The 22,540-nt window shown below is 70.8% G+C and carries 16 protein-coding genes and 1 tRNA gene; 10 read left to right on the forward strand and 7 right to left on the reverse strand.

All coding sequences use genetic code 11. From position 1 onward, the window contains the following. The first annotated feature begins 129 nt into the window (after positions 1-129). The 7 genes from EXU32_RS05795 to EXU32_RS05825 all read left to right on the forward strand — a co-directional run bounded on the left by EXU32_RS05795 (position 130) and on the right by EXU32_RS05825 (position 9,693). Entirely contained in the window at positions 130-336 is a 207-nt protein-coding gene (locus tag EXU32_RS05795; RefSeq protein WP_130629040.1) for a hypothetical protein, read from the forward strand. Next, positions 333-1,193: a prolipoprotein diacylglyceryl transferase gene (gene lgt / locus EXU32_RS05800; protein WP_130629041.1), complete on the forward strand. Its 861-nt coding sequence runs from the start codon at positions 333-335 to the stop codon at positions 1,191-1,193. The genes EXU32_RS05795 and lgt overlap by 4 nt, the downstream gene beginning before the upstream one ends. Positions 1,194-1,329: 136 nt before the next feature. After that, on the forward strand, positions 1,330-5,901 hold the full coding sequence (gene gltB, locus EXU32_RS05805) for a glutamate synthase large subunit (protein ID WP_130629042.1): 4,572 nt from the start codon (positions 1,330-1,332) through the stop codon (positions 5,899-5,901). After that, positions 5,894-7,351 carry a glutamate synthase subunit beta gene (locus tag EXU32_RS05810; RefSeq protein ID WP_130629043.1) on the forward strand — a complete coding sequence of 486 codons (1,458 nt, stop codon included), beginning with the start codon at positions 5,894-5,896 and terminating at the stop codon, positions 7,349-7,351. The genes gltB and EXU32_RS05810 overlap by 8 nt, the downstream gene beginning before the upstream one ends. Positions 7,352-7,435: 84 nt before the next feature. Then, on the forward strand, positions 7,436-8,932 hold the full coding sequence (gene pyk, locus EXU32_RS05815) for a pyruvate kinase (protein WP_130629044.1): 1,497 nt from the start codon (positions 7,436-7,438) through the stop codon (positions 8,930-8,932). Between the two features lie 45 nt (positions 8,933-8,977). Continuing rightward, positions 8,978-9,063, forward strand: a tRNA-Leu gene (locus tag EXU32_RS05820). A 30-nt stretch (positions 9,064-9,093) separates the two neighbouring features. After that, positions 9,094-9,693 carry an ANTAR domain-containing response regulator gene (locus EXU32_RS05825; protein ID WP_130629045.1) on the forward strand — a complete coding sequence of 200 codons (600 nt, stop codon included), beginning with the start codon at positions 9,094-9,096 and terminating at the stop codon, positions 9,691-9,693. 22 nt (positions 9,694-9,715) lie between these two features. Here EXU32_RS05825 and EXU32_RS05830 read toward each other — a convergent pair whose 3' ends face one another. From EXU32_RS05830 to EXU32_RS05845, 4 genes are all read right to left on the reverse strand, one after another. Then, a complete protein-coding gene (locus EXU32_RS05830; RefSeq protein ID WP_130629046.1) occupies positions 9,716-10,468 on the reverse strand; it encodes a DUF554 domain-containing protein in 753 nt (250 codons plus the stop codon). Between the two features lie 14 nt (positions 10,469-10,482). After that, positions 10,483-12,123 (reverse strand): hypothetical protein, encoded by a 1,641-nt coding sequence (locus tag EXU32_RS05835; protein WP_130629047.1) that lies wholly within the window; start codon positions 12,121-12,123, stop codon positions 10,483-10,485. Positions 12,124-12,174: 51 nt separating this feature from the next. Beyond that, the gene (locus EXU32_RS05840; protein ID WP_130629048.1) at positions 12,175-12,618 is read right to left on the reverse strand and encodes a PaaI family thioesterase; all 444 of its coding nucleotides are present in this window, start codon (positions 12,616-12,618) and stop codon (positions 12,175-12,177) included. Positions 12,619-12,688: 70 nt separating this feature from the next. Next, complete coding sequence (locus EXU32_RS05845) at positions 12,689-13,651, reverse strand: hypothetical protein (RefSeq protein ID WP_130629049.1); 963 nt, start codon at positions 13,649-13,651, stop codon at positions 12,689-12,691. A 334-nt stretch (positions 13,652-13,985) separates the two neighbouring features. Between EXU32_RS05845 and polA the strand changes: the two genes are divergently transcribed. After that, entirely contained in the window at positions 13,986-16,652 is a 2,667-nt protein-coding gene (gene polA / locus EXU32_RS05850; protein WP_130629050.1) for a DNA polymerase I, read from the forward strand. Positions 16,653-16,657: 5 nt separating this feature from the next. Here polA and EXU32_RS05855 read toward each other — a convergent pair whose 3' ends face one another. Both EXU32_RS05855 and EXU32_RS05860 read right to left on the reverse strand, forming a co-directional pair. Further along, complete coding sequence (locus tag EXU32_RS05855) at positions 16,658-17,611, reverse strand: sugar phosphate nucleotidyltransferase (RefSeq protein WP_130629051.1); 954 nt, start codon at positions 17,609-17,611, stop codon at positions 16,658-16,660. A 44-nt stretch (positions 17,612-17,655) separates the two neighbouring features. Next, positions 17,656-19,599, reverse strand: coding sequence for an acyltransferase family protein (locus EXU32_RS05860; protein WP_165399590.1), 1,944 nt, complete (start codon positions 19,597-19,599; stop codon positions 17,656-17,658). 58 nt (positions 19,600-19,657) lie between these two features. Between EXU32_RS05860 and EXU32_RS05865 the strand changes: the two genes are divergently transcribed. Both EXU32_RS05865 and EXU32_RS05870 read left to right on the forward strand, forming a co-directional pair. After that, complete coding sequence (locus EXU32_RS05865; protein ID WP_130629053.1) at positions 19,658-20,287, forward strand: hypothetical protein; 630 nt, start codon at positions 19,658-19,660, stop codon at positions 20,285-20,287. Beyond that, on the forward strand, positions 20,287-21,123 hold the full coding sequence (locus EXU32_RS05870) for a class I SAM-dependent methyltransferase (protein WP_130629054.1): 837 nt from the start codon (positions 20,287-20,289) through the stop codon (positions 21,121-21,123). Before EXU32_RS05865 ends, EXU32_RS05870 begins: the two co-directional genes overlap by 1 nt. Positions 21,124-21,150: 27 nt before the next feature. Here EXU32_RS05870 and EXU32_RS05875 read toward each other — a convergent pair whose 3' ends face one another. Then, the gene (locus EXU32_RS05875; protein ID WP_130629055.1) at positions 21,151-22,419 is read right to left on the reverse strand and encodes an oligosaccharide flippase family protein; all 1,269 of its coding nucleotides are present in this window, start codon (positions 22,417-22,419) and stop codon (positions 21,151-21,153) included. Positions 22,420-22,540: the final 121 nt, after the last annotated feature.

A 22,540-nucleotide genomic window follows, 5' to 3' on the forward strand; every position in this document is an offset into this window, starting at 1 on the left:
GTCGTAGCCTTCGGGGTGTCGCGCTGGGTCCGGCACGCTGCTCATGGCCAGCCAGACCAAGTACGGCCCGGAGATCGCCCGCGACCTGGGGCTCGACCGGGCCCTCTTCCCTGCCCACGAGGAGTCAGCATGACCACGAACGACCGCAAGGCCTGGCAGGAGCGCACCGACAAGGGCACAGACGTCAACTACGTCAAGAGCGTCGATGATGCCACCATCACGGACGGCAGCTGGGGCGCTCTCATCGACCCGAGCGCCCGCAAGGCCGACACGGCCACGCTGACCACGGTCCTCACCTCCGGCACGGTCCCCGCGGACCTGGTGCAGACGCAGTGATCCCGGCAGCCCTCCCTTCGCCGAGCGTCGGGGTCATCGAGCTCGGTCCCCTGACGATCCACGCCTATGCCCTGTGCATCCTCGCCGGGATCTTCGTGGCCGTCTGGATGGGAGATCGACGCCTCCAGGACCGCGGGGGAGAGCCGGGCGTCGTCCTGGACATCGCCATGTGGGCGGTGCCCTTCGGGATCATCGGTGGTCGGCTCTACCACGTCATCACCACGCCCCAGCCGTACTTCGGCGACGGAGGAAACCCCGTCGACGCGCTGAAGATCTGGCAAGGGGGCCTTGGCATCTGGGGAGCCGTCGCCCTGGGCGCCGTGGGTGCCTGGATCGGCTGCCGCAAGGAGGGAGTGCGATTCCTCACCTTCGCCGACGCCGCCGTGCCGGGCATCCTCGTCGCCCAGGCCATCGGCCGCTGGGGCAACTGGTTCAACAACGAGATCTACGGCCCCCGCACCGACCTGCCCTGGGGTCTGGAGATCCACCGGTGGGACAGCAGCACGGGCCGGGCCGTGGTCGACGGCGCCGGCGAACCCGTGGTGCTCGGGACCTTCCACCCGACCTTCCTCTACGAGTCCCTCTTCCTTCTCGGGCTCGCCGTGCTCCTGCTCGTGCTCGACCGGCGGGTCCGCTTCGCACCCGGGCAGGTGATGGCCCTCTACATCGGTGGCTACCCCGTCGGGCGGCTCTTCATCGAGATGATCCGCACGGATGCGGCCAACACGATCCTCGGTCTGCGCGTCAACATCTGGACGAGCATCCTCGTCTTCGTCCTCGGTGTGGTTCTCTACATCCTCCTCGGTCGCAGGGCCGAGGAGCCCGATGAGGCGAGAATCTCATCTAGTGAGACATGAACTCTCACTAGGTAAGACACAATCGCTGTACACTCAGCCCACCGCGGCCGCCGACGTCCGCGCCCATCCCTGACGAAGCGCCCGTCGTTCGCCACACGAACGCCGGGCCTCTTCTCGAACCCACACACCGAGGACGGTGACCGACGTGACCCCAAAGTCCTTCTCCCCCTATGAGCGCTGGTCGGCACTTCCCCCTGACACCGGTCTGTACCGGCGGGACGCGGAGAAGGACGCCTGCGGCGTGGCCATGGTCGCCACCATGCGGGGGCACGCGGGGCACGACATCGTCGAGCACGCACTCCTGGCCCTGACCAACCTCGAGCACCGTGGGGCCACCGGCGCCGACCCGCTCGTCGGTGACGGCGCGGGCATCCTGTCGCAGGTTCCCGACCGCTTCTTCCGTGAGGTCGTCGACTTCGCCTTGCCCGAGGCCGGCCACTACGCAGTCGGCACCGCCTACGTGCCGACCGACGCCGCCGAGCGCGAGACCATGACCCAGCGCATCGAGGCGATCGCCAGGGAGGAGGGCCTGCAGGTCCTCGGCTGGCGGCAGGTCCCTGTCCAGCGCGACATCGTCGGCCAGATGGCCCGCGACTGCATGCCCGACTTCTGGCAGCTCTTCGTCGCCGCACCCGGCGGCGAGGTCTCCGGCCTGACGCTGGAGCGGCTGGCCTTCGTCACCCGCAAGCGCGCGGAGCGGGAGACCGGGGTGTACCTCGCCTCGCTGTCCGCCCGCACCATCGTCTACAAGGGGATGCTCACCACCGCGCAGCTCGAGCCCTTCTACCCGGACCTGTCCGACGAGCGCTTCGAGAGCGAGCTGGCCCTGGTCCACTCGCGCTTCTCCACCAACACCTTCCCGAGCTGGCCGCTCAGCCACCCCTTCCGCTTCATCGCCCACAACGGGGAGATCAACACGGTCAAGGGCAACCGCAACTGGATGCGGGCGCGGGAGTCGCTGCTCTCCAGCGACATCATCCCGGGCGACCTGCAGCGGATCATGCCGATCTGCACGCCGGAGGCCTCGGACTCCGCGTCCTTCGACGAGGTCCTGGAGCTGCTGCACCTGGGCGGTCGCTCCCTTCCTCACTCGGTGCTGATGATGATCCCGGAGGCGTGGGAGAACCACGCGACCATGCCGCAGGAGCTGAAGGACTTCTACGAGTTCCACTCGATGTTCATGGAGCCGTGGGACGGGCCGGCCTGCGTCACCTTCACCGACGGCCGCTACGTCGGCGCGGTCCTGGACCGCAACGGCCTGCGGCCGGGCCGTTACTGGGTCACCGATGACGGTCTCGTCGTGCTCGCCTCCGAGTCGGGGGTCCTGGACCTCCAGCCGGAGCACGTGGTCCAGAAGGGCCGGCTCATGCCGGGCCGGATGTTCCTCGTCGACACCGCAGAAGGTCGGATCGTGGAGGACGACGAGATCAAGGGCCAGCTGGCGGGGGAGCACCCCTACGGAGAGTGGCTCGACGACGGTCGCATCATGCTCGGTGACCTCCCGCCGCGCGAGCACATCCTGCACACCCCGGCCTCCGTCGCCCGACGTCAGCAGACCTTCGGCTACACGCAGGAGGAGCTGAAGATCCTGCTGACGCCGATGGCGAGCACGGGCCTGGAGGCCCTCGGGTCGATGGGCACCGACACCCCGGTGGCCGTCCTGTCGCAGAAGCCGCGGCTGGTCTTCGACTACTTCACCCAGGTCTTCGCCCAGGTGACCAACCCGCCGCTCGACTCCATCCGCGAGGAGCTCGTCACCGCCCTGGGCACCGCCATCGGACCGGAGGGCAACATCCTCTCGGCCGACCCGCAGCACGCCCGCCAGGTCGTGCTGCCCTTCCCGGTCATCGACAACGACGAGCTGGCCAAGATCGTCCACATCGACGCCGACCGCGACCACGCGGGACGCGCCAGCCACGTCGTGCGCGGTCTCTTCGACGTCCTGGCCGGCGAGGAGGGACTGCGCGCAGAGCTCACCCGGATCTGCTCCGAGGTCTCCGAGGCGATCGCCAACGGAGCGCGCTACATCGTCCTGTCCGACCGCGACTCCGGTCGGGACCTGGCGCCGATCCCGTCGCTGCTGCTGACCTCGGCCGTTCACCACCACCTCATCCGCGAGAAGACCCGCACCCAGGTGGGCCTGATCGTCGAGGCCGGCGACGTCCGGGAGGTCCACCACATCGCGCTGCTCATCGGCTACGGCGCGGCGGCGGTCAACCCGTACCTCGCGATGGAGTCCGTCGAGGACATGGTCCGACGTGAGGTCATCACCACGGTCGACGAGGAGACCGCGGTGCGCAACCTGATCAAGGCCCTCGGCAAGGGCGTGCTGAAGGTGATGTCCAAGATGGGCATCTCGACCGTCGCCTCCTACCGTGGCGCCCAGGTCTTCGAGGCGCTCGGCCTGAGCCAGGAGCTCGTCGACGAGTACTTCACCGGCACGGTGAGCCAGCTCGGTGGGGTCGGTCTCGACGTCATCGCCGCCGAGGCGACGGCCCGTCACGCCACGGCCTACCCGCCCGAGGGGATGCGCCCGCCGCACCGCAAGCTCGAGGTCGGTGGCGAGTACAAGTGGCGTCGCGAGGGCGAGCCGCACCTCTTCGACCCCGAGACGGTCTTCCGGCTCCAGCACTCCACGCGGGCGCGCCGGTACGACATCTTCAAGCAGTACACGGCCCGGGTCAACGAGCAGTCGGAGCGTCTGATGACCCTCCGCGGGCTCTTCGCCCTGGCCGACGGGGAGGAGCGTGCGTCGATCCCCATCGACGAGGTCGAGCCGATCGGCGCGATCATCAAGCGCTTCTCCACCGGCGCCATGAGCTACGGCTCGATCAGCCAGGAGGCGCACGAGACCCTCGCGGTGGCGATGAACCGTCTCGGGGCGCGCTCCAACACCGGTGAGGGTGGCGAGGACCTCGACCGCCTCATGGACCCGGAGCGGCGCAGCTCGATCAAGCAGGTCGCCTCGGGCCGCTTCGGCGTCACCTCGGCCTACCTCACCCACAGCGACGACATCCAGATCAAGATGGCGCAGGGTGCCAAGCCCGGCGAAGGGGGGCAGCTGCCCGGTCCCAAGGTGTACCCGTGGGTGGCGCGCACCCGGCACTCCACGCCGGGCGTGGGCCTGATCAGCCCACCGCCCCACCACGACATCTACTCGATCGAGGACCTCGCCCAGCTGATCCACGACCTCAAGAACGCCAACCCGCAGGCGCGGGTGCACGTCAAGCTCGTCAGCGAGGTCGGCGTCGGCACGGTCGCGGCGGGTGTGAGCAAGGCTCACGCCGACGTCGTGCTCATCTCCGGCCACGACGGCGGGACCGGCGCCTCGCCGCTCACGTCGCTCAAGCACGCGGGTGGTCCGTGGGAGCTCGGTCTGGCATCGACCCAGCAGACCTTGGTCCTCAACGGTCTGCGCGACCGGATCGTCGTGCAGGTGGACGGCCAGATCAAGACCGGCCGAGACGTGATCATCGGTGCGCTGCTCGGGGCCGAGGAGTTCGGCTTCGCCACCGCACCACTCGTCGTCAGCGGCTGCATCCTCATGCGGGTCTGCCACCTCGACACCTGCCCCGTGGGCATCGCGACGCAGAACCCCGAGCTGCGGGCGCGCTACTCGGGCCAGCCCGAGTTCGTCGAGACCTTCTTCGAGTACATCGCCGAGGAGGTGCGCGAGCTGCTCGCCGAGCTGGGCTTCCGCACCCTCGAGGAGGCCATCGGGCGGGTCGACCTGCTCGACACCCGCAAGGCCGTCGACCACTGGAAGGCCGCTGGCCTCGACCTGGGTCCGATCTTCGCCAAGGTCGCCTCCCTGGACGGCTCCGGCGTGCGTCACACCAAGGCCCAGGAGCACGGGCTCGACGCTGCGCTCGACCACCAGCTGATCGAGCTCGCGGCCCCCGCGCTGGAGGACGGCAGCGCGGTCAGCGGCGAGTTCCCGGTCCGCAACGTCAACCGCACCCTGGGCACGATGCTCGGGCACGAGGTGACCAAGCGTCACCCCGAGGGACTGCCGGACGGCACCATCGAGCTGACCTTCACCGGGTCGGCCGGTCAGAGCCTGGGGGCATTCCTGCCACGGGGCATCACCCTGACGATGGTCGGTGATGCCAACGACTACGTCGGCAAGGGCCTCTCCGGAGGCCGGGTCATCGTGCGTCCGCCCGAGGGCGCGCGCTACGTCGCCGAGGACAATGTCATCGCCGGCAATGTCATCGGCTACGGCGCGACGTCGGGCCAGCTCTTCCTCCGCGGGGTCGTCGGTGAGCGCTTCTGCGTGCGCAACTCCGGCGCCGCCGCGGTCGTCGAGGGCGTCGGCGACCACGGGTGCGAGTACATGACCGGTGGCACGGTCCTCGTCCTCGGCCCCACCGGGCGCAACTTCGCCGCCGGGATGTCCGGTGGCAACGCCTTCGTCCTCGACCTCGACGAGTCCCTGGTCAACCCCGAGCTCGTCGACATCACCCCCCTTCGCACCGGCGACCGCGAGGTCGTGCGCGAGCTGCTCACCCAGCACCTCGAGCACACCGGCTCCGCCGTCGCCCAGCGGCTGCTCGACGAGGGCGAGGCGGCCTACGACCGCTTCTCGCTCGTCCTTCCCCGCGACTACCAGCGCGTCCTCGACGTGCGGGCCGACGCCGAGGCCGAGGGCCTCGACCTCGACGGCACGCAGGTCTGGGACCGGATCATGGAGGCTTCCCGTGGCTGACCCGACCGGCTTTCTCACCACTCGCGAGCGCGAGCTGCCCGCGCGTCGACCCGTCGACGTGCGCATCAAGGACTGGAAGGAGGTCTACGAGGAGCAGCAGGCAGGACAGCTGCAGCGCCAGGCCGGCCGCTGCATGGACTGCGGCATCCCCTTCTGCCACTCCGGCTGCCCGCTGGGCAACCTGATCCCGGAGTGGAACGACCTCGCCTGGCGCGGCGACTGGCACGACGCGATCGAGCGGTTGCACGCCACGAACAACTTCCCCGAGTTCACCGGCCGCCTCTGCCCGGCCCCCTGCGAGACCGCGTGCGTGCTCGGCATCAACCAGCCGGCCGTGACGATCAAGCAGATCGAGGTCACGACCATCGAGGAGGCCTTCGGCCGCGGCGACGTCCCGCCGCAGATCCCCGACCGCCTCACCGGCAAGACCGTCGCCGTCGTGGGCTCCGGACCAGCCGGACTGGCCGCCGCCCAGCAGCTCACGCGGGCCGGTCACACCGTGGCCGTCTACGAGCGCGCGGACAAGCCCGGCGGCCTGCTGCGCTACGGGATCCCGGAGTTCAAGATGGAGAAGCGGATCGTCGACCGCCGCATCCAGCAGATGAAGGCCGAAGGCACCCGATTCCGCTCCGGCGTCGACATCGGCACCGAGATCACCGGCCAACAGCTGCGTGACCGGTACGACGCGGTCGTCCTGGCCGTCGGCTCGACCGTCCCGCGTGACCTCCCGGTCCCGGGCCGTGAGCTCGATGGTGTGCTGCAGGCGATGGACTTCCTGCCGCCGGCCAACCGGGTCGCGCTCGGCGAGGAGGTCGAGGGACAGGTCACCGCCGAGGGCAAGGACGTCATCATCATCGGCGGTGGCGACACCGGGGCAGACTGCCTGGGCACCTCGATCCGTCAGGGCGCGAAGTCGATCACGAGTCTCGAGATCATGCCCCAGCCGACGCCGGACCGTCCGGAGAGCCAGCCCTGGCCGACCTACCCGATGCTCTTCCGCGTCGCCTCCGCGCACGAGGAGGGCGGGGACCGGGTCTACGCGGTGTCCACCACCGAGATCATCGGGGACGAGGACGGCAAGGTCTCCGGTCTGCGTCTGACCGAGGTGGCCCGCGGCGAGAGCGGCTTCGAGCCGGTCGAGGGCACCGAGCGGGTCCTGCCGGCCCAGCTCGTGCTGCTGGCGATGGGCTTCCTCGGCCCCGAGCCGGCCGGGGTCGTCGCCCAGCTGGGCGTCGAGACCGACGAGCGGTCCAACGTCGTGCGCGGCAGCGACTACCAGACCGGGGTCCCCGGGGTCTTCGTCGCCGGCGACGCGGGTCGTGGGCAGTCGCTCATCGTCTGGGCGATCGCCGAGGGACGGGCAGCCGCGCACGGGGTCGACAGCTACCTCATGGGTTCCTCGCAGCTGCCGCGCCCGATCAACCCGACCGATCGACCGCTGATCGCCTGAGAGCGCCACGGACGACGAGGACGAAGGGGGTGGGACCACCGAGCGGTGGTACCACCCCCTTCGTCATGGTCATAGGCTGGACGCATGCGTCGCGCCAAGATCGTTGCCACCCTCGGCCCCTCCACCTCGACACCGGAGCGCATCCGCGAGCTCGTCGCGGCTGGCATGGACGTCGCCCGGCTCAACCTCTCCCACGGCGAGTACTCGGTCCACGAGGCCAACTACCGCAGCGTCCGGGAGGCGAGCGACGCGACCGGCCACGCCGTGGGCGTCCTCGTCGACCTGCAGGGACCCAAGATCCGCACCGGGCGCTTCGCCGACGGTCCGATCGTGCTCTCCGCGGGTGACCACTTCACCATCACCACCCGGGATGTCCCCGGCGACCAGCAGGTCGTCGGGACGACCTACACCGGCCTCGCCGGCGACGTGAGCGCGGGGGACACGATCCTCGTCGACGACGGCAAGATCACCCTGGCCGTGCACGACGTCGACGCGACCGACGTGCGGTGCGTCGTCGTCTACGGCGGCCCGCTGTCCAACAACAAGGGGATCAACCTGCCCGGCGCGGCCGTGAGCGCACCGGCCTTGTCGGACAAGGACGAGCAGGACCTGCGGTGGGCTCTGGGGCTGCGTGCCGACTACGTCGCCCTCAGCTTCGTCCGCTCGGCGCGGGACATCACCCGGGTCCACGAGATCATGGACGAGGCCGGGGTGCGCCTGCCCGTCATCGCCAAGATCGAGAAGCCGCAGGCGGTCGAGGCGCTCGAGGAGATCATCGATGCCTTCGACGGGATCATGGTCGCGCGCGGCGACCTCGGGGTCGAGCTGCCGCTCGAGCAGGTGCCGATCGTGCAGAAGCGGGCCGTGGAGATGTGCCGGCAGAAGGCCAAACCGGTCATCGTCGCCACCCAGGTGCTCGAGTCGATGATCGAGAACTCGAGGCCGACCCGGGCAGAGGCGAGCGACGCTGCCAATGCCGTGCTCGACGGCGCCGACGCGCTGATGCTCTCGGGGGAGACGGCGGTCGGGAAGTTCCCCATCGAGGTGGTCAAGACGATGTCCAAGATCATCGAGACCACCGAGGAGGAGGGGCTGAGCCGCATGCGTGACCTCATGGGGCCACCCACCACCCAGGGCGGCGTCGTCACCGCGGCAGCTGCTGAAGCGGGGGAGGCACTCGGGGTGAAGTACCTCATCGCCTTCACCCAGACCGGTGGGTCCGCACGCCGGCTGGCGCAGGTCCGCTCCGGCCTGCCGATGCTGGCCTTCTCCCCAGTGCAGGACACGCGCTCCCAGCTCTCGCTGGTGTGGGGGATGCAGACCTTCCTGACGCCGGCCGTGACGCACACCGACCAGTACGCCCTGATGGTCGACGAGCAGCTCCTCGAGCTGGGCTGGGTCGAGGAGGGGGACCGGGTGGTCATCGTCGCCGGCTCGCCCCCCGGCGTTCCCGGCTCGACCAACGCCATGCGGGTGCACCGGATCGGTGACGCGAAGAACAAGACGACGGTCGCCTACCGCGACGGTGCCACCGACAACCCCGACGACGTCGTCGGCGCACTGCCCGGTGGGATGGGCTGAGTCGGGAGCACCCCCCTTCGGTCGGTATGCTTGCGGCGCACTCCCGCCGGGGTGGTGGAATGGCAGACACGGAGCACTCAAAATGCTCTGCCCGCAAGGGCGTGCGGGTTCAAGTCCCGCCCTCGGCACCAGATGCTTCACCAACGACGGAGGACACGACCATGACGGCGGAGACCGACAGCCAGCAGGGCCTGCGGGTGCTGCTCGCCGAGGACGAGGCGCTGATCCGTCTTGACCTGGCCGAGATGCTCACGGATGCCGGGTACGACGTCGTCGGCCAGGCCAGCAACGGTGAGGAGGCCGTGTCCCTCGCGGACTCGCTGCTGCCGGACCTGATCATCATGGACGTCAAGATGCCGGTCATGGACGGCCTCACGGCCGCCGAGACGATCGGCAGCAAGCGCATCTGCCCCGTGATCATGCTCACCGCCTTCTCGCAGAAGGAGCTCGTCGAGCGGGCGCGCGACGCGGGCGTCATGGCCTACATCGTCAAGCCCTTCACCGTCTCCGACGTCACGCCGGCGATCGAGGTCGCGACCTCCCGCTGGGCGGAGCTGAAGGCACTCGAGTCCGAGGTGGCCGACCTCGGGGAGCGACTGGAGACGCGCAAGGCCGTCGAGAAGGCCAAGGGCGTGCTGATGAAGAAGCTGAAGATCACCGAGGCCGAGGCCTTCCGCTGGATCCAGAAGACCGCGATGGATCGCCGTCTGGGGATGCGTGAGGTGGCCGATGCCGTCGTCGCCGGGATGGACAAGGCCTGACCCAGCGCCTGCCGCGTCGGCCTCAGCCCAGCGAGACGACGAGCTGGGTGAGCAGGGGAGCGACGATCAGGGCGGGGAGCATGTCGCCGACCGGGATCTGACGGATCCGCAGCAGCCGCAACGCGATCCCGACGAGGATCAGACCTCCGGTGGCCGTGAGCGCGGCGATGTGCGGGTCCGGAAGCAGTGCACCCAGGCCCACGCCCAGGACCGTCAGCGACCCCTGGATGACCGCGACGCTCACCGCGGAGAGCAGCACTCCCACACCGAAGGTCGAGGCGAAGGCCAGGGCGGCGAAGCCGTCGAGGACGGACTTCAGCGCAAGCTTGTCGATGCCGCGTCCCAGGCCGTCGTCGAGGGACCCCAGGATCGTCAGCGGGCCCACGCAGAAGAGCAGGCTCGCGGTCAACCAACCCTCGATGAAGCGCTCGCGCCCCTCGGAGTCGTCGGTGCCCCGGCCGACGAGCGACTGCACGCGACCTGCAAGGGTGCCGAGCCACCGCTCGATGCCGAGCAGCGAGCCCACCACGCTGCCGAGGATGAGCGAGCCCAGGACGATGAGCACCGGTGCGCCGGAGCCCACGGCGTCCCGCAGAGCAGGCGCGGTCACGTCCATGACGGACAGACCGGCCATGAGCAGGGTGACCAGGCCGAGGCAGTCCGTGACGACGTCACGGGTGTGCTCGGGCAGACGCCCGCCGATGACCATGCCGAGCAGTGCCCCCGCGATGACCGTGAGCACGTTGAGCACCGTTCCGGCACCGATGAAGTCCACGGGTCTCCTTGTCGTCAGTCGCCGAGGTCACGATAGACGCCGAGCTCACCCTCTCTGTGTCGCATCTCGACCGTGCCCACCCGCCGGGCCGAGGGCGGCAGGCCGGAGTGGAGCTCCGGCTGTGTGCTGTCGACGATGTAGAGGCGGGTGGCGCCCCCGGGGGCGCTGCTGCCCCACAGGTGCTCGGCGTCCTCGGGGAAGGGCCAGGTCCGCAGGTAGTAGGGTTCCCACCCCTGCCGATGGGCCTGCCAGGCGATGGCGGGGGCCGCGCCGAGCGTGGGCACGAAGCCGAGCCCGTTGATCTGGACGGCCCGGTTCTCCCCGGGGCCGAGGTCCTCGCCAGCGAGTCGGGCGACCCGGGTCATCGCGTCCGTCTCCGTCCAGTCGGGCTGGTGGGCCAGGGGCACGGACACGATCGAGCCGACGACGAGGGCTCCAGCGAGCGGGAGGGCGATCCTGGCCGGCAGGTGAGGGGTGGCGTCCGCGAGGTAGGCGAGGCCGCGCCAGGCCAGCGCGGCCCAGGTGAAGGCTGCGACGGGCAGCCACGTGATCACCCAGTAGGGAGCCAGCGGCCACTCGGGCAGCCGGGAGGCGGTGGCGAGCATCCCGAGGTTGGCGACCAGGGCCACCCTGGCCGGCCACACGCTGCTGGCCCGCCCACGAGGAACCTTGTAGCCGGTGGAGATGGCGACGAGGAGGACGAGCATCGCCACGCCGACCGCGGTGGCCAGGCCGCTGCCGTCGACGAGCAGGTCCTCGGTGTAGCGGCGGAATCCTCCGGGCACCGGTGCGATGAGGCTCAGGTGAGCGGCGCCGTTGACAACACCGATCGGTGTGCCGGTGCCCGAGGTGGCCCACCGGATCAGCTGGCCGAGGTTGTTGGGCTGGTTCACCACGAGCTCGACGAGGCTCGGCAGCCACACGAGTACCCCGAGCCCGAGTGCCCATCGGTGGCTGACGGTGTGGGCACGGACCCGACGACGCCTCCGACCGCGGGTGGTCCGCGGCCACAGGAGGAGGGCCGCCGCGGCGAGCGCGAGCAGGACGGCCAGCGGCAGGAAGGCGAGGTTGGACTGTGCGGTGAGCGAGACCGCGACGACGAAGGGAGGAAGTGCCCGCCGGTCCCCTCGGGCCAGCGCCCACAGCAGGATCAGGGCGAGGTGGACCGGCAGGAGCGGAGCATAGGGGTTGAAGGGGCGGAAGAGTGCCTCTGGTCCGATGGCCCACTGGGTGAGGAGTACCCCGCAGGTGAAGACGGTGACCGCAAGCGCGCCTCCGAGTCGCCGTGCCCACACGACGCTCAGGACCGACGCGGTGGCGGCGATGAGGGCCCCGCCGAGGACCAGCCCCGCCGCTGAGCCCCCGGTGAGGGCGAGCGGGAGGGCCAGCAGGTAGAACTGCAGTGGTCCGAGGTGGTGCGTCGAGAGCGAGGGGTCGACGCCGTCGCCGGAGGTGCTGCGCATGCCCGTGACGGGGAACCGGCCGTCGAGGATGTCCGCGGTGCGCAGGGCGATCGTCGCGTCGTCGCCGTTGGGTTGCCAGCCGTGGGCGAGGGCCTGGACCGCCGCGAGGACGGGGGCGATGAGGACCGCGAGCACGGCCAGGGCGACGAGCCGGTCGGTGGTGCTCCAACCGCGGGGGTCGAGGCGGTGCATCACCTCGCGTGGGGAGGCGCGTGCAGATGGGCGGGGGGAGCCGCGTCCCACTCAGGCGCCGGGCGGCAGGTCGCGCAGGATGCAGGTGATGCGCGAGGTGCAGACACGACGACCCTCGTCGTCGCTGATCGTCACCTCGTAGCAGGCCACGCTGCCTCCGAGCGTCACGGGCACGGCGGTCGCGGTGACCCACCCGGTGCGCGCCGCGCGGTGGTGGGTGGCATTGATGTCGAGCCCGACCGCGATCTTGCCGAGGGTGTGGGCGTGCAGCGCCGAGCCGATGGAGCCGACGGTCTCGGCGAGTACGACGCTCGCCCCTCCGTGGAGGATCCCGTAGGGCTGGGTGTTGCCCTCTACTGGCATGCGCGCGACGATCCGGTCGGCCGCGGCCTCGAGGACCTCGATACCCATCCGCTCAGGAAGGGCGCCACGGACCGAGTTGAGCTGGTCAGGGGTCGGGGGTTGGCTTCGCGCCGGCAGGGTGGCGTCGGTCATCGTGACTCCTACATCTGTTGATTCGTACGCGGCTCAGCCTGCCACGGGCACAGGTCGCCGCTCCACACACCTACCAGGGGGACGGCACCTGGACGTAGACGGCGACCGAGTCCCGTCCCGAGAGGCCGACCGTGCCGAGCGGGCGGAACCCCGCCGGGGGAGTGCGATCGGGTGTGTCGCTCCCGATGAGGTGGACCCGGACCGTGTCCGCCGGCGCCCGGACCGTGGCGAACCGCTCGGCGTCCTCGGACGTCGGCCACGCGTAGAGGTAGTGGGTGGTGAACCCCGCTCGTTCGAGCTGCAGCGCGACGGCCGGGGTCGTTGAGAGACTCGCCAGGTAACCGCGTCCGCTCACGGTGACGGAGGATCCGGGACGGAACTCGCTGCTCGCCTCGAGCACGAGCGTGCTGGCGCCGCGCCCCAGGTCGGATCCGACGGTGCTGACCGGGTGGGCCAGTACGGCCAGCAGCAGCGAGAGAGCGGCGGCAGGCGGGACGAGCCTCATGACGACCGGCCGGTCGAATGCCCGCGGCAGCTGCCGCACGTGCAGGGCGGCCCGCCAGGCGATGGCAGCCCAGGCGAAGACCACGATGGGGATCACGCTCGCCAGGTAGTGGCTGGCGAGCCCGTCGACAGGAAGGCGGGCCACCGTCACGAGGAGCAGAGCCGCTCCGAGCAGCGCCACGCGGGCGGGCACGGTTGCGACGCGTCGGCGGCGGGCGGCTCCCCACCGCACCGCGGACCCGGCCAGGAGACCCAGGACCAGCCCTCCCAGCACCTGGATGGTCCACGACGGTTCGTAGACGAGGTCCAGACCGAGGGGGCGGAACCCTCCGGGCGCCGGTGCGAAGAGTCCCATGCGTGCCAGGGCTCCCTCGAGGCCTTGGGTGGCGACACCCGAGCGGGCAGCCCTGGCCAGCTGCACGAGGTTGCCCGGGTCGTGGCGCAGCGGCTCGAGCAGGACCGGCGCCCAGACGAGCCCGGCACAGACCAGGGCCCACGTGACTGCGGGCGACGGGCGGATCTGGGCCACGGAGCGACCAGGGGTGCTGCGTGGGGGACGACGCTGCCGGAGTGCTCGCCCACAGCTGGCGGTGCATCACGTGGTCACGGACTCGTCGGCTCGTCTTGCGCGACGGTGTGACGCCTGGGCCCGTCACGGTCGGTGGCGCGGGCGTGGCACGGCATCGGTCGGGCACGCCGCCATGGTCGGTCCTCCGGGAGTGCCTGGGTGGATGGGCTGTCGCCGCTGGCTCGCGAGCCAGAGGTGCCAGGTCCGTAGAGTAGCGGCCCCGCGGCCGCGGGGCCCTCCGAGACGGACACCCGTCGTCCGTGGGGTGTCGGCCCGAGCGCCTAGGCTGTCGCGCGTGAGTCGACTACTGCTGCTGGACGGACATTCCCTCGCCTACCGGGCCTTCTTCGCGCTGCCTGCGGAGAACTTCTCGACGAGCACCGGGCAGCACACCAACGGCGTCTACGGCTTCGTCGCCATGCTGATCAACGTGCTGCGCGACGAGGAGCCGACCCACGTGGCGGTCGCCTTCGACGTCTCCCGCGCCAACTTCCGCAGCGCGGAGTACCCCGAGTACAAGGCCGGCCGCAGCGCCACGCCCGACGCCTTCTCCGGGCAGATCCCGCTGCTGCAGGAGGTCCTCGACGCGCTCAACATCACCCACGTCGAGCTCGACGGCTACGAGGCGGACGACGTCATCGCGACCCTCGTCGCCCAGGGCCGTGAGGCAGGGATGGACGTCCTGATCTGCTCCGGCGACCGGGACACCCTCCAGCTCGTCGACGAGCACTCGACCGTCCTCTACCCCAAGAAGGGCGTGTCGGACCTGGCCCGCATGACGCCCGACGCCGTCACCGACAAGTACGGGGTGGGTCCGCAGCTCTACAGCGACCTCGCCGCACTCGTCGGGGAGGCGAGCGACAACCTCCCGGGTGTGCCCGGGGTGGGCCCCAAGACCGCGGCCAAGTGGCTCAACGCCCACGGCGACCTCCAGGGCATCGTGGCCGCCATCGACCAGATCGGCGGCAAGGCCGGCCAGTCGCTGCGCGACAACATCGACCAGGTCCTGCGCAACCGCCGACTCAACGGCCTGCTGCGCGACGTGCCGGTGCCGGTGGGCATCGAGGACCTGGAGCGAAGGGAGTGGGACCGCGAGCGGGTGCACACCCTCTTCGACAGCCTCGAGTTCCGGGTCCTGCGGGATCGTCTCTTCGCCACCTTCGACACCGCCGAGTCCGAGGTCACCGGCGGGGTCGAGGTCGATGGTCGCGTCCTGCGCGCGGGCGAGGTGGCGCCGTGGCTCGCCGAGCACGGCACCGCTCGCCTGGGCGTCGACGTCGTCGGTGAGTGGGGTAGGGGCCGAGGCGAGGTGACCGGGCTCGGCCTGGCCACCGTCGACGGTGAGGCCGCATTCGTCGACGTGCCGCAGCTCGAGACCGAGGACGAGGCCGCGCTGCGTGCCTGGCTGGTCGACCCGGAGCGCACCAAGGTGCTGCACGACGCCAAGGGTCCGATGCTGGCGCTCGCGTCCTCAGGGCTGCCGCTGGCCGGCCTGGTCGTCGACACCGCCATCGCCGCCTACCTCGTGCGTCCCGACCAGCGCTCCTACGACCTCGGCGACCTGGCGGTGCGCCACCTCGGCCGTGACCTGTCCGGCGGCGAGGATGCGTCCGACCAGGGGATGCTCGACTTCTCGGCCGATGACTCCGAGACGGGTCGCACCTCGATGATCCGGGCGGCGGCAGCCGTCGAGCTCGCGCCCGTGCTCGAGGAGCAGGTCGAGGAGACCGGCGGCAGCGAGCTGATGCGTGCCGTGGAGCTTCCCGTCGTGGGTGTGCTCGCCCAGATGGAGACGGCGGGCATCGCCGTCGACTCCGATGCCCTCACCGCTCTCGAGTCGGACTTCGCCGCCAAGGTGGCCGCGGCGCAGGCCGATGCCTGGGCCGCGATCGACGACGAGCAGATCAACCTGGGTTCGCCCAAGCAGCTGCAGACGGTCCTCTTCGACACCCTCGGGCTACCCAAGACCCGCAAGACCAAGACCGGCTACACGACCGACGCCGATGCACTGGCGGACCTCCACGCCAAGACGGAGCACCCCTTCCTCGAGGCCCTCCTGCGGCACCGCGACGCCACTCGCCTGCGGGTCACCGTCGAGGGCCTGATCAAGTCGGTGGCCGACGACGGGCGCATCCACACGACCTACCAGCAGACGATCGCGGCGACCGGGCGGCTGTCCTCGACCGACCCCAACCTGCAGAACATCCCGATCCGCACCGAGGAGGGACGTCGCATCCGCGAGGTCTTCGTCGTCGGGTCGGGCTACGAGTCGCTGATGTCCGCCGACTACAGCCAGGTCGAGATGCGGGTCATGGCCCACCTGTCGGGGGACGAGGGGCTCATCGAGGCCTTCCGCACGGGCGAGGACCTGCACCGCTTCGTCGGGGCCCGCGTCTTCGGGGTCGAGCCCGAGGGCGTCACGGCGGAGATGCGCAGCAAGGTCAAGGCCATGTCCTACGGCCTCGCCTACGGCTTGAGCGCCTTCGGTCTGTCCAAGCAGCTGGCCATCTCCACGGGCGAGGCCACCGCACTCATGGAGGAGTACTTCCAGCGCTTCGGCGGGGTCCGTGACTACCTCGAGGAGATCGTCGACCGCGCCCGGGCGACCGGGTACACCGAGACGATGCTGGGCCGGCGCCGGTACCTGCCGGACCTGACGAGCGACAACCGTCAGCGCCGCCAGATGGCCGAGCGGATGGCGCTCAACGCACCGATCCAGGGGTCGGCCGCCGACATCATGAAGCTGGCGATGCTCCGTGTCGACCGGTCCATCGCGCAGGAGGGGCTGGCCTCGCGCGTGCTGCTCCAGGTGCACGACGAGCTCGTCCTCGAGGTGGCGCCCGGCGAGGACGAGCAGGTCGAGTCGCTGGTGCGTCGCGAGATGGGCAGCGCGGTCGAGATGGACGTCCCCCTCGACGTGTCGGTCGGTCGGGGGCGCAGCTGGCACGAGGCCGCGCACTGAGCCGGTCAGTCGGCGACGACCGTGCGGGTCTCTCCCGTGCCGAGGGCATCGTCGGTGACCCGGGCGTCCGGGCCCACGTGCGCGCCGCGACCGACGACCGACCGCCGGACCCGGGCGCGCGCGTCGATGCGGGCGTCGGCGAGGACGACTGCTGACTCGAGTCGGGCGCCGGCGGCGACCACCGCGCCGGGGTGGACGACTGTCCCCCCGCTGAGGACCGCGTCGGGGTGGACGCTGGCCCCCGGCAGCACGAGGGCGGGCCCCCGAGGCGAGGGGGCGGCGCCCGGCCACGGCGCGAGCAGCAGGTCGCGGTTGGCGGTCACGAGGGCAGCGGGGGAGCCGACGTCCAGGAAGTAGGCGCTCTCCCGATGGGCCCGCAGGGCCCCTCGCTCGACGAGAGCGGGGAAGACCTCCCGCTCGAGCGAGACCTCGCCGTGAGCCCCGATGACCTCGGCGAGCTCGGGCCGCACGACGTACGTCCCCGCGTTGACCGTCAGCGAAGGGGGAGCCGCGGACTTCTCGACGAAGGCCGTGACCCGCCCGTCGTCGTCGGTGACGACACTGCCGTACGCGCGAGCATCCTCGACGTCACGCACGTGCACGGTCCCGAGGGTCTCCCGGGGCCGCGCGCGGAGCGCGGCCACCTGCGCCGCGAGGTCGTGCCCGGACAGCAGGTCACCGTTGAGGACCACGACCAGGTCGGCGTCGGGCAGTGCCGCGAGGCCCTCGCGCAGGCCGCCGCCGGTGCCGAGCGGTGTCTCCTCGACGATGGTGACGAGCTCGACGCCGGTGCCACGGACCCGCCGGACCAGGTCGTCGAAGTCCTCGTGCCGGTAGCCGGTCGACAGCACGACCCGGTCGACGCCCAGCGCGCGCAGCGCGGCGACCTGGTGCTCGACCAGCGTCCAGGGACCGACCGGCAGCAGCGGCTTGGGGCAGTCGGCCGTCAGGGGCAGCATCCTGCGACCCCGCCCCCCCGCGAGGATGACGGCATCGACCCTGGTCAGGAGGGGTCCTCGCCGGTCGCGACCCGCTGCAGCCGTGGCGCGAGCCACTTCCAGAAGATCGGGCCGGAGTCGGCGGTGAAGTGGATCGCGTCGGCGTAGAGCGGGACCCCGTTGATCGTGGATCTGACCCGGTCGTCGGGGCAGAGCAGGGAGTACTGGTCGATGACGGGGACGTCGTTGCGGGCGGCCCAGTCCGCGACGGTGGTGTTGAGGTCGCGGACGTGCTGGGTGTCGTTGACCCGCTCGATCTCCTCGCTGCCGAAGGTGGGCATCGAGTGGCAGGAGAGGTTGAGGACGGCGAAGTGGCTGTCACCGGCCGCGGCCTTGGCCTTGTCCAGGTTGTCGTCGACGAGCCGGGTCCAGGCGTCGGACCCGAAGGTGACCACCCGGCCGTCGACCAGCCGGTCGGTCACCATCGTCTGCGCGACGAAGTACAGCACCACGTCGGGCTTGCGCTCGGCCAGGGTCGGGGCCCAGCTGCGGCGCCAGTCGGCGCATCTCTGCTGCTCGGGCAGGACCGCGCCGTCGGCATACCGGGGAGCGTCGAGCGGGTCGCACCCGACATTGGTCAGGCCGTCGATCTCGAGGTCGGGGTGGTTGGCGGAGCGGAAGTTGGTGATGAGGCTCTCGGGGACCGAGTTGCCGATGAAGGTGACCGAGGTCATCTGGCCACCCGGCCGGTAGGGGACCTGCGGGACCGCGACGTCGGACGAGCTGGTCAGCTGGGTCGAGACGGTCCGGGCCGCGGCCGGCATCGCGATGGCCCCGACGACGAGGAGCGGGACCGTGGCCCAGCAGACGGCGGCGCTCACCCGGGGAACCCTGGGGATGAGCGCGCGGATGCCGTCGCGACGGACCGGGCGCTCGATGAAGCGGTAGGAGAGCCAGGAGAGCAGTGCGGTGAGGGCCACCTGGAGCGCGACGCGGGCGGCGGTCGGCCAAGGGAGCACCTGGTCGTTGAGGAAGACGATGATCGGCCAGTGCCAGAGGTAGAGGCCGTAGGACACCATCCCGATGCGCCGCAGGGGCTCCCAGGAGAGGACTCGTTGGACCACCGAGGTGGCCGGGCTGGTCGCAGCGACGAGGACGACGGTGATGAGCACCGACAGCACCACGGCTCCTCCCTCGAAGAGGGCGGACTGCGCCCGCCCCGCCCACCAGAAGGCGGACACGATCACGAGGAGGGCGGGCAGGGCCAGCCGTCGGCACCACAGGTCCGCGACCCGGACGCGTGCGCGGTCGACGGCCCCGGGCCCGCCACTGATGAGCGCGGCCACGGCTGCCCCGACGAGGAGCTGGTGGGCCCGGGTGTCGGTGCCGTAGTAGACCCGGCTCGGGTCCAGTCCCGGGGTGTGCAGCACCACCATGAGCAGGGCGGACGCCGCGCCGAGGGCCATCAGCACGGCGGCCAGGTTGACGCGCCGGCGGATCACGGCGAGGAGCCCGATGAGGAGCATCGGGTAGACGATGTAGAACTGCTCCTCCACGGCCAGCGACCAGGCGTGACGCAGCGGTGAGGGAGCCGCGACCTGACCGAAGTAGGCCTCGTCACCGAGGACGAAGCGCCAGTTGGCCACGTAGGCCAAGGTCGCCAGGACGTCGCCGGCGACATTGCGGGTGCGGCCCGAGACGGTGAGGAAGGTCGCGCACAGGAGCACGGCCGCGAGCACGATGAAGAGCGCCGGCAGCAGTCGTCGTGCTCGTGCCCTCCAGAACCCGAGGAGGTCGATGTGGCCGCGGGTGCGCCGGTACTCGGAGAGCAGGAGCGAGGTGATGAGGAACCCGGAGATCACGAAGAAGACGTCGACGCCGAACCATCCGCCCGGCAGCCACCGGGGCATCAGGTGGTAGATGATCACGGAGATGACGGCGAAGGCCCGGAGGCCGTCGATGGCAGGGCGGTAGGGCAGGGACGTGTGAGTGGCTGCTGGCGAGGTCATGTCCTGATTCCGAAGGGGGCGACCCATTATGACCCGACTGGCGGGTAATATGCGCGTCATGACTGAGCACCCCGTGGCGCCCTCGCCCACACGGCAGTTCGCCCCGCTGGCCATCATCCTCGGCATCCCGTTGATCTTCGCGGCGATCTTCTTCTACACCACCCCGATCATGATCCCGTCGGGCGGTGCCCAGGGGATCTTCAAGTGCGGCTCGCCCAGCTCGCCCAACGCCGAGTCCAAGAACGTCTGCCAGGAGCCCGAGTCGGTCGGCAAGAACCAGGCGGTCTACTCGGGGCTGTCCGGGGTGGCGCTGCTCGGTCTGGGCGCGGTCTGGCTGCTGCGTGGTCAGCGCGGCGAGGACGACGAGTGGGATGACGACGCGCCGCGCTCCCGCCGTGACGACGACATCGACCTGCGGTCCGACGACCGTGGCCGGGGCGCCACGCGCGACACCGGGCGGGGCTCCCTTCGCGGTGCTCCTCGATCCCGGGAGGACGAGGACCGCCCGCGTGCTCGTGCCGCCGACGACGTCGAGACGGACCCAGACGAGGGTGACGACGCGGCGGAGACCCGCGTGTCGCGCCGCTCCTCCGGCAAGCGGCGCTCCGTGCTCCGCGACGACGACTTCGCAGACCCGCCGGCACGGCGCCGCTCGGACGACGACTGGGAATCGGACGGCTGGCGCTGATGCGGGTGGATGACTTCCTCGCCGAGGTCGACAAGGCCTTCGACGGGGACCCTCGCACCAGCGCGCCGCTCGACCCGACCTTCGAGCGCATCGCCGCGACGGTCAACGGCTACACCTCGGCCAACGAGCTGGCCGTTCTCAACGCCGCTGCGCGGGTGATGCCCGCCGACGAGTGCTACCTCGAGGTCGGCAGCTACAAGGGTCGCTCGATGTGCGCGGCCGTCCAGGGCGTCACCGACAAGACCTTCTACGTCGTGGAGAACTACCTCGAGTTCGGGATGCAGGGCCAGGAGGCCCGGGCGGAGCTCGAGGACAACCTGCGCACCCACGCGGCCCACGCCGACGTGCGCCTGATCGAGGGCAACTGCTTCTCGCTCCTGCGCCGGCCGGGTCTGGTCGACCGTCCCGTCGGGGTCTACTTCTACGACGGCGAGCACACGGGTCTCTCGCACTACCTGGCGCTGGGGATCATCGAGCCGTGGCTGGCCGACGAGGCGATCATCCTCGTCGACGACGCCACCTACCCCATGGTGAGCGGCGCGCACGAGGACTTCATCTCGCGGCACCCGCAGTGGCGGGTCGAGCGCCGCTGGGACGCCGAGACCAAAGGCGACCCGCGCTGGGCCAACGGCCTGCACGCCCTGAGCTTCCGGCGTGACGCGGCCACGGCGCGCGGCAGCGACGAGCCGTGGGACGTGCGATGGCGCCGCCTGGCCTATCTCTCCTCGCTCGGACCGGGGCAGAAGGCGGCCTGGAAGGCCATCCACCGCTTCCCGGAGCTCATCCCGCTCGCCAAGAAGCTCTACCCGTCCAAGAAGGCCAGCTCGATCGACTGAGTGGACCGGGGTCGCCCGCGGGTGTCATCACTCGCGGGTGAGGCCCAGCGCCTCCGTGGTCTCGAGGGAGTCCGGGCCGGGGGTGACCTCTCCGCGCGGGACCCGCAGCAACCCGACGAGAGCGACGACCGCCGCCACGCCGCCGACGGTCGCGAAGACCTGGTACGGCGAGCCGTTGAACCAGACGAGGACCAGTACGCCCTGGGCGCAGGCCGCAGCCCAGACGACGGCGGTCATCACGTGGTCCCCACGGCTCATGCCGGCGAAGAGCCAGACCTGGACCACGGCCCACAGGGTCCCGACCACGGCCGCCCAGACGAGCAGCGGCTCGGCGTCCACGTAGGCGCTGCCTCCCGAGAGCGCGACGAGGGGGCCGGGCAGCACCGCGCAGCCGAGCGCCACGACCGAACCGATCCCCAGGACCGTCAGGGCCGAGCGGTGGAGCGTCGATCGGACCTGGCCGAGTCCACCAGCGTCGGCCACGGCGGGCACGACGGCGAGAGCGACGAACTGGGTGCCCCAGAAGACGACCTTGCCGAAGAGCGCCGCCAGGGCGTACGAGCCGCTGTCGTGGTCGGAGAGCACGGTCCGGGCCAGGACGACGTCGAGGCTCGACAAGGCCATGAGTCCGGCCAGCGCGACATTGCTGCGCACCAGGTCGCTCAGCACGTCGAGGGCCCGAGGAGCCCGGGCCCCGGGGACCAGCTCTCGTCGGGACAGCGCCAGCGCGACCACGAGCGTCACTGCCGACGCGGCGAAGGTGGCGGCGAAGACCTCGGCCACGGAGAAGGACCACCCGACGGCGCACCCGGCTGCGAGCACCCGGGTGCCGGCCGTGACGAGGTAGATGACCGACAGTCGCCCGAAGGCCTCGCGCCCGAGGAGGACCCCTTGGATGGCCCCGGTGGCGGTCATCGGGGGGAGCATGAGCGCCATCCACACCACGGACCACGGGGTGTCCAGGCGCAGCAGGCCACTCAGCACGGGAGCGCTCGCGATCGTCACGATGCTCAGCACGATGCCGACGACCGCTGACGTCGTCAGGCCGGTGACCTGGCGGTCCGCGTCGATGTGGGCCCGCGTCTGCCGGCGGGCGACCACCACCTGGAAGGCGCCCGCCGGCATGGCGAGGAGAACCCCGTAGGTGTTGAGCGCGGAGAACCCGCCGAAGTCGGCCGGCCCGAGGCTCGAGGAGACCAGGGCGACGAAGACATAGCCCATGACATTGGCCAGACCCATCGCCAGACCGAGCCCCAACCCCGCCATCGGCAGGGCGCGACGCATGCGCGCGGACATGGCGCTCCTCCGGCGTTGTTCAGGACGATGTGATGTGGTGAGCCAGATGTTACGCCCCGGTAGTGCGCTCGGCCTCGTCGGTTAGGATCGACCGTCCGGCGTGCTGCAGGCGCGTCATCCT

The organism is Janibacter limosus (assembly GCF_004295485.1).
GTDB classification, from domain to species: Bacteria; Actinomycetota; Actinomycetes; order Actinomycetales; family Dermatophilaceae; genus Janibacter; species Janibacter limosus_A.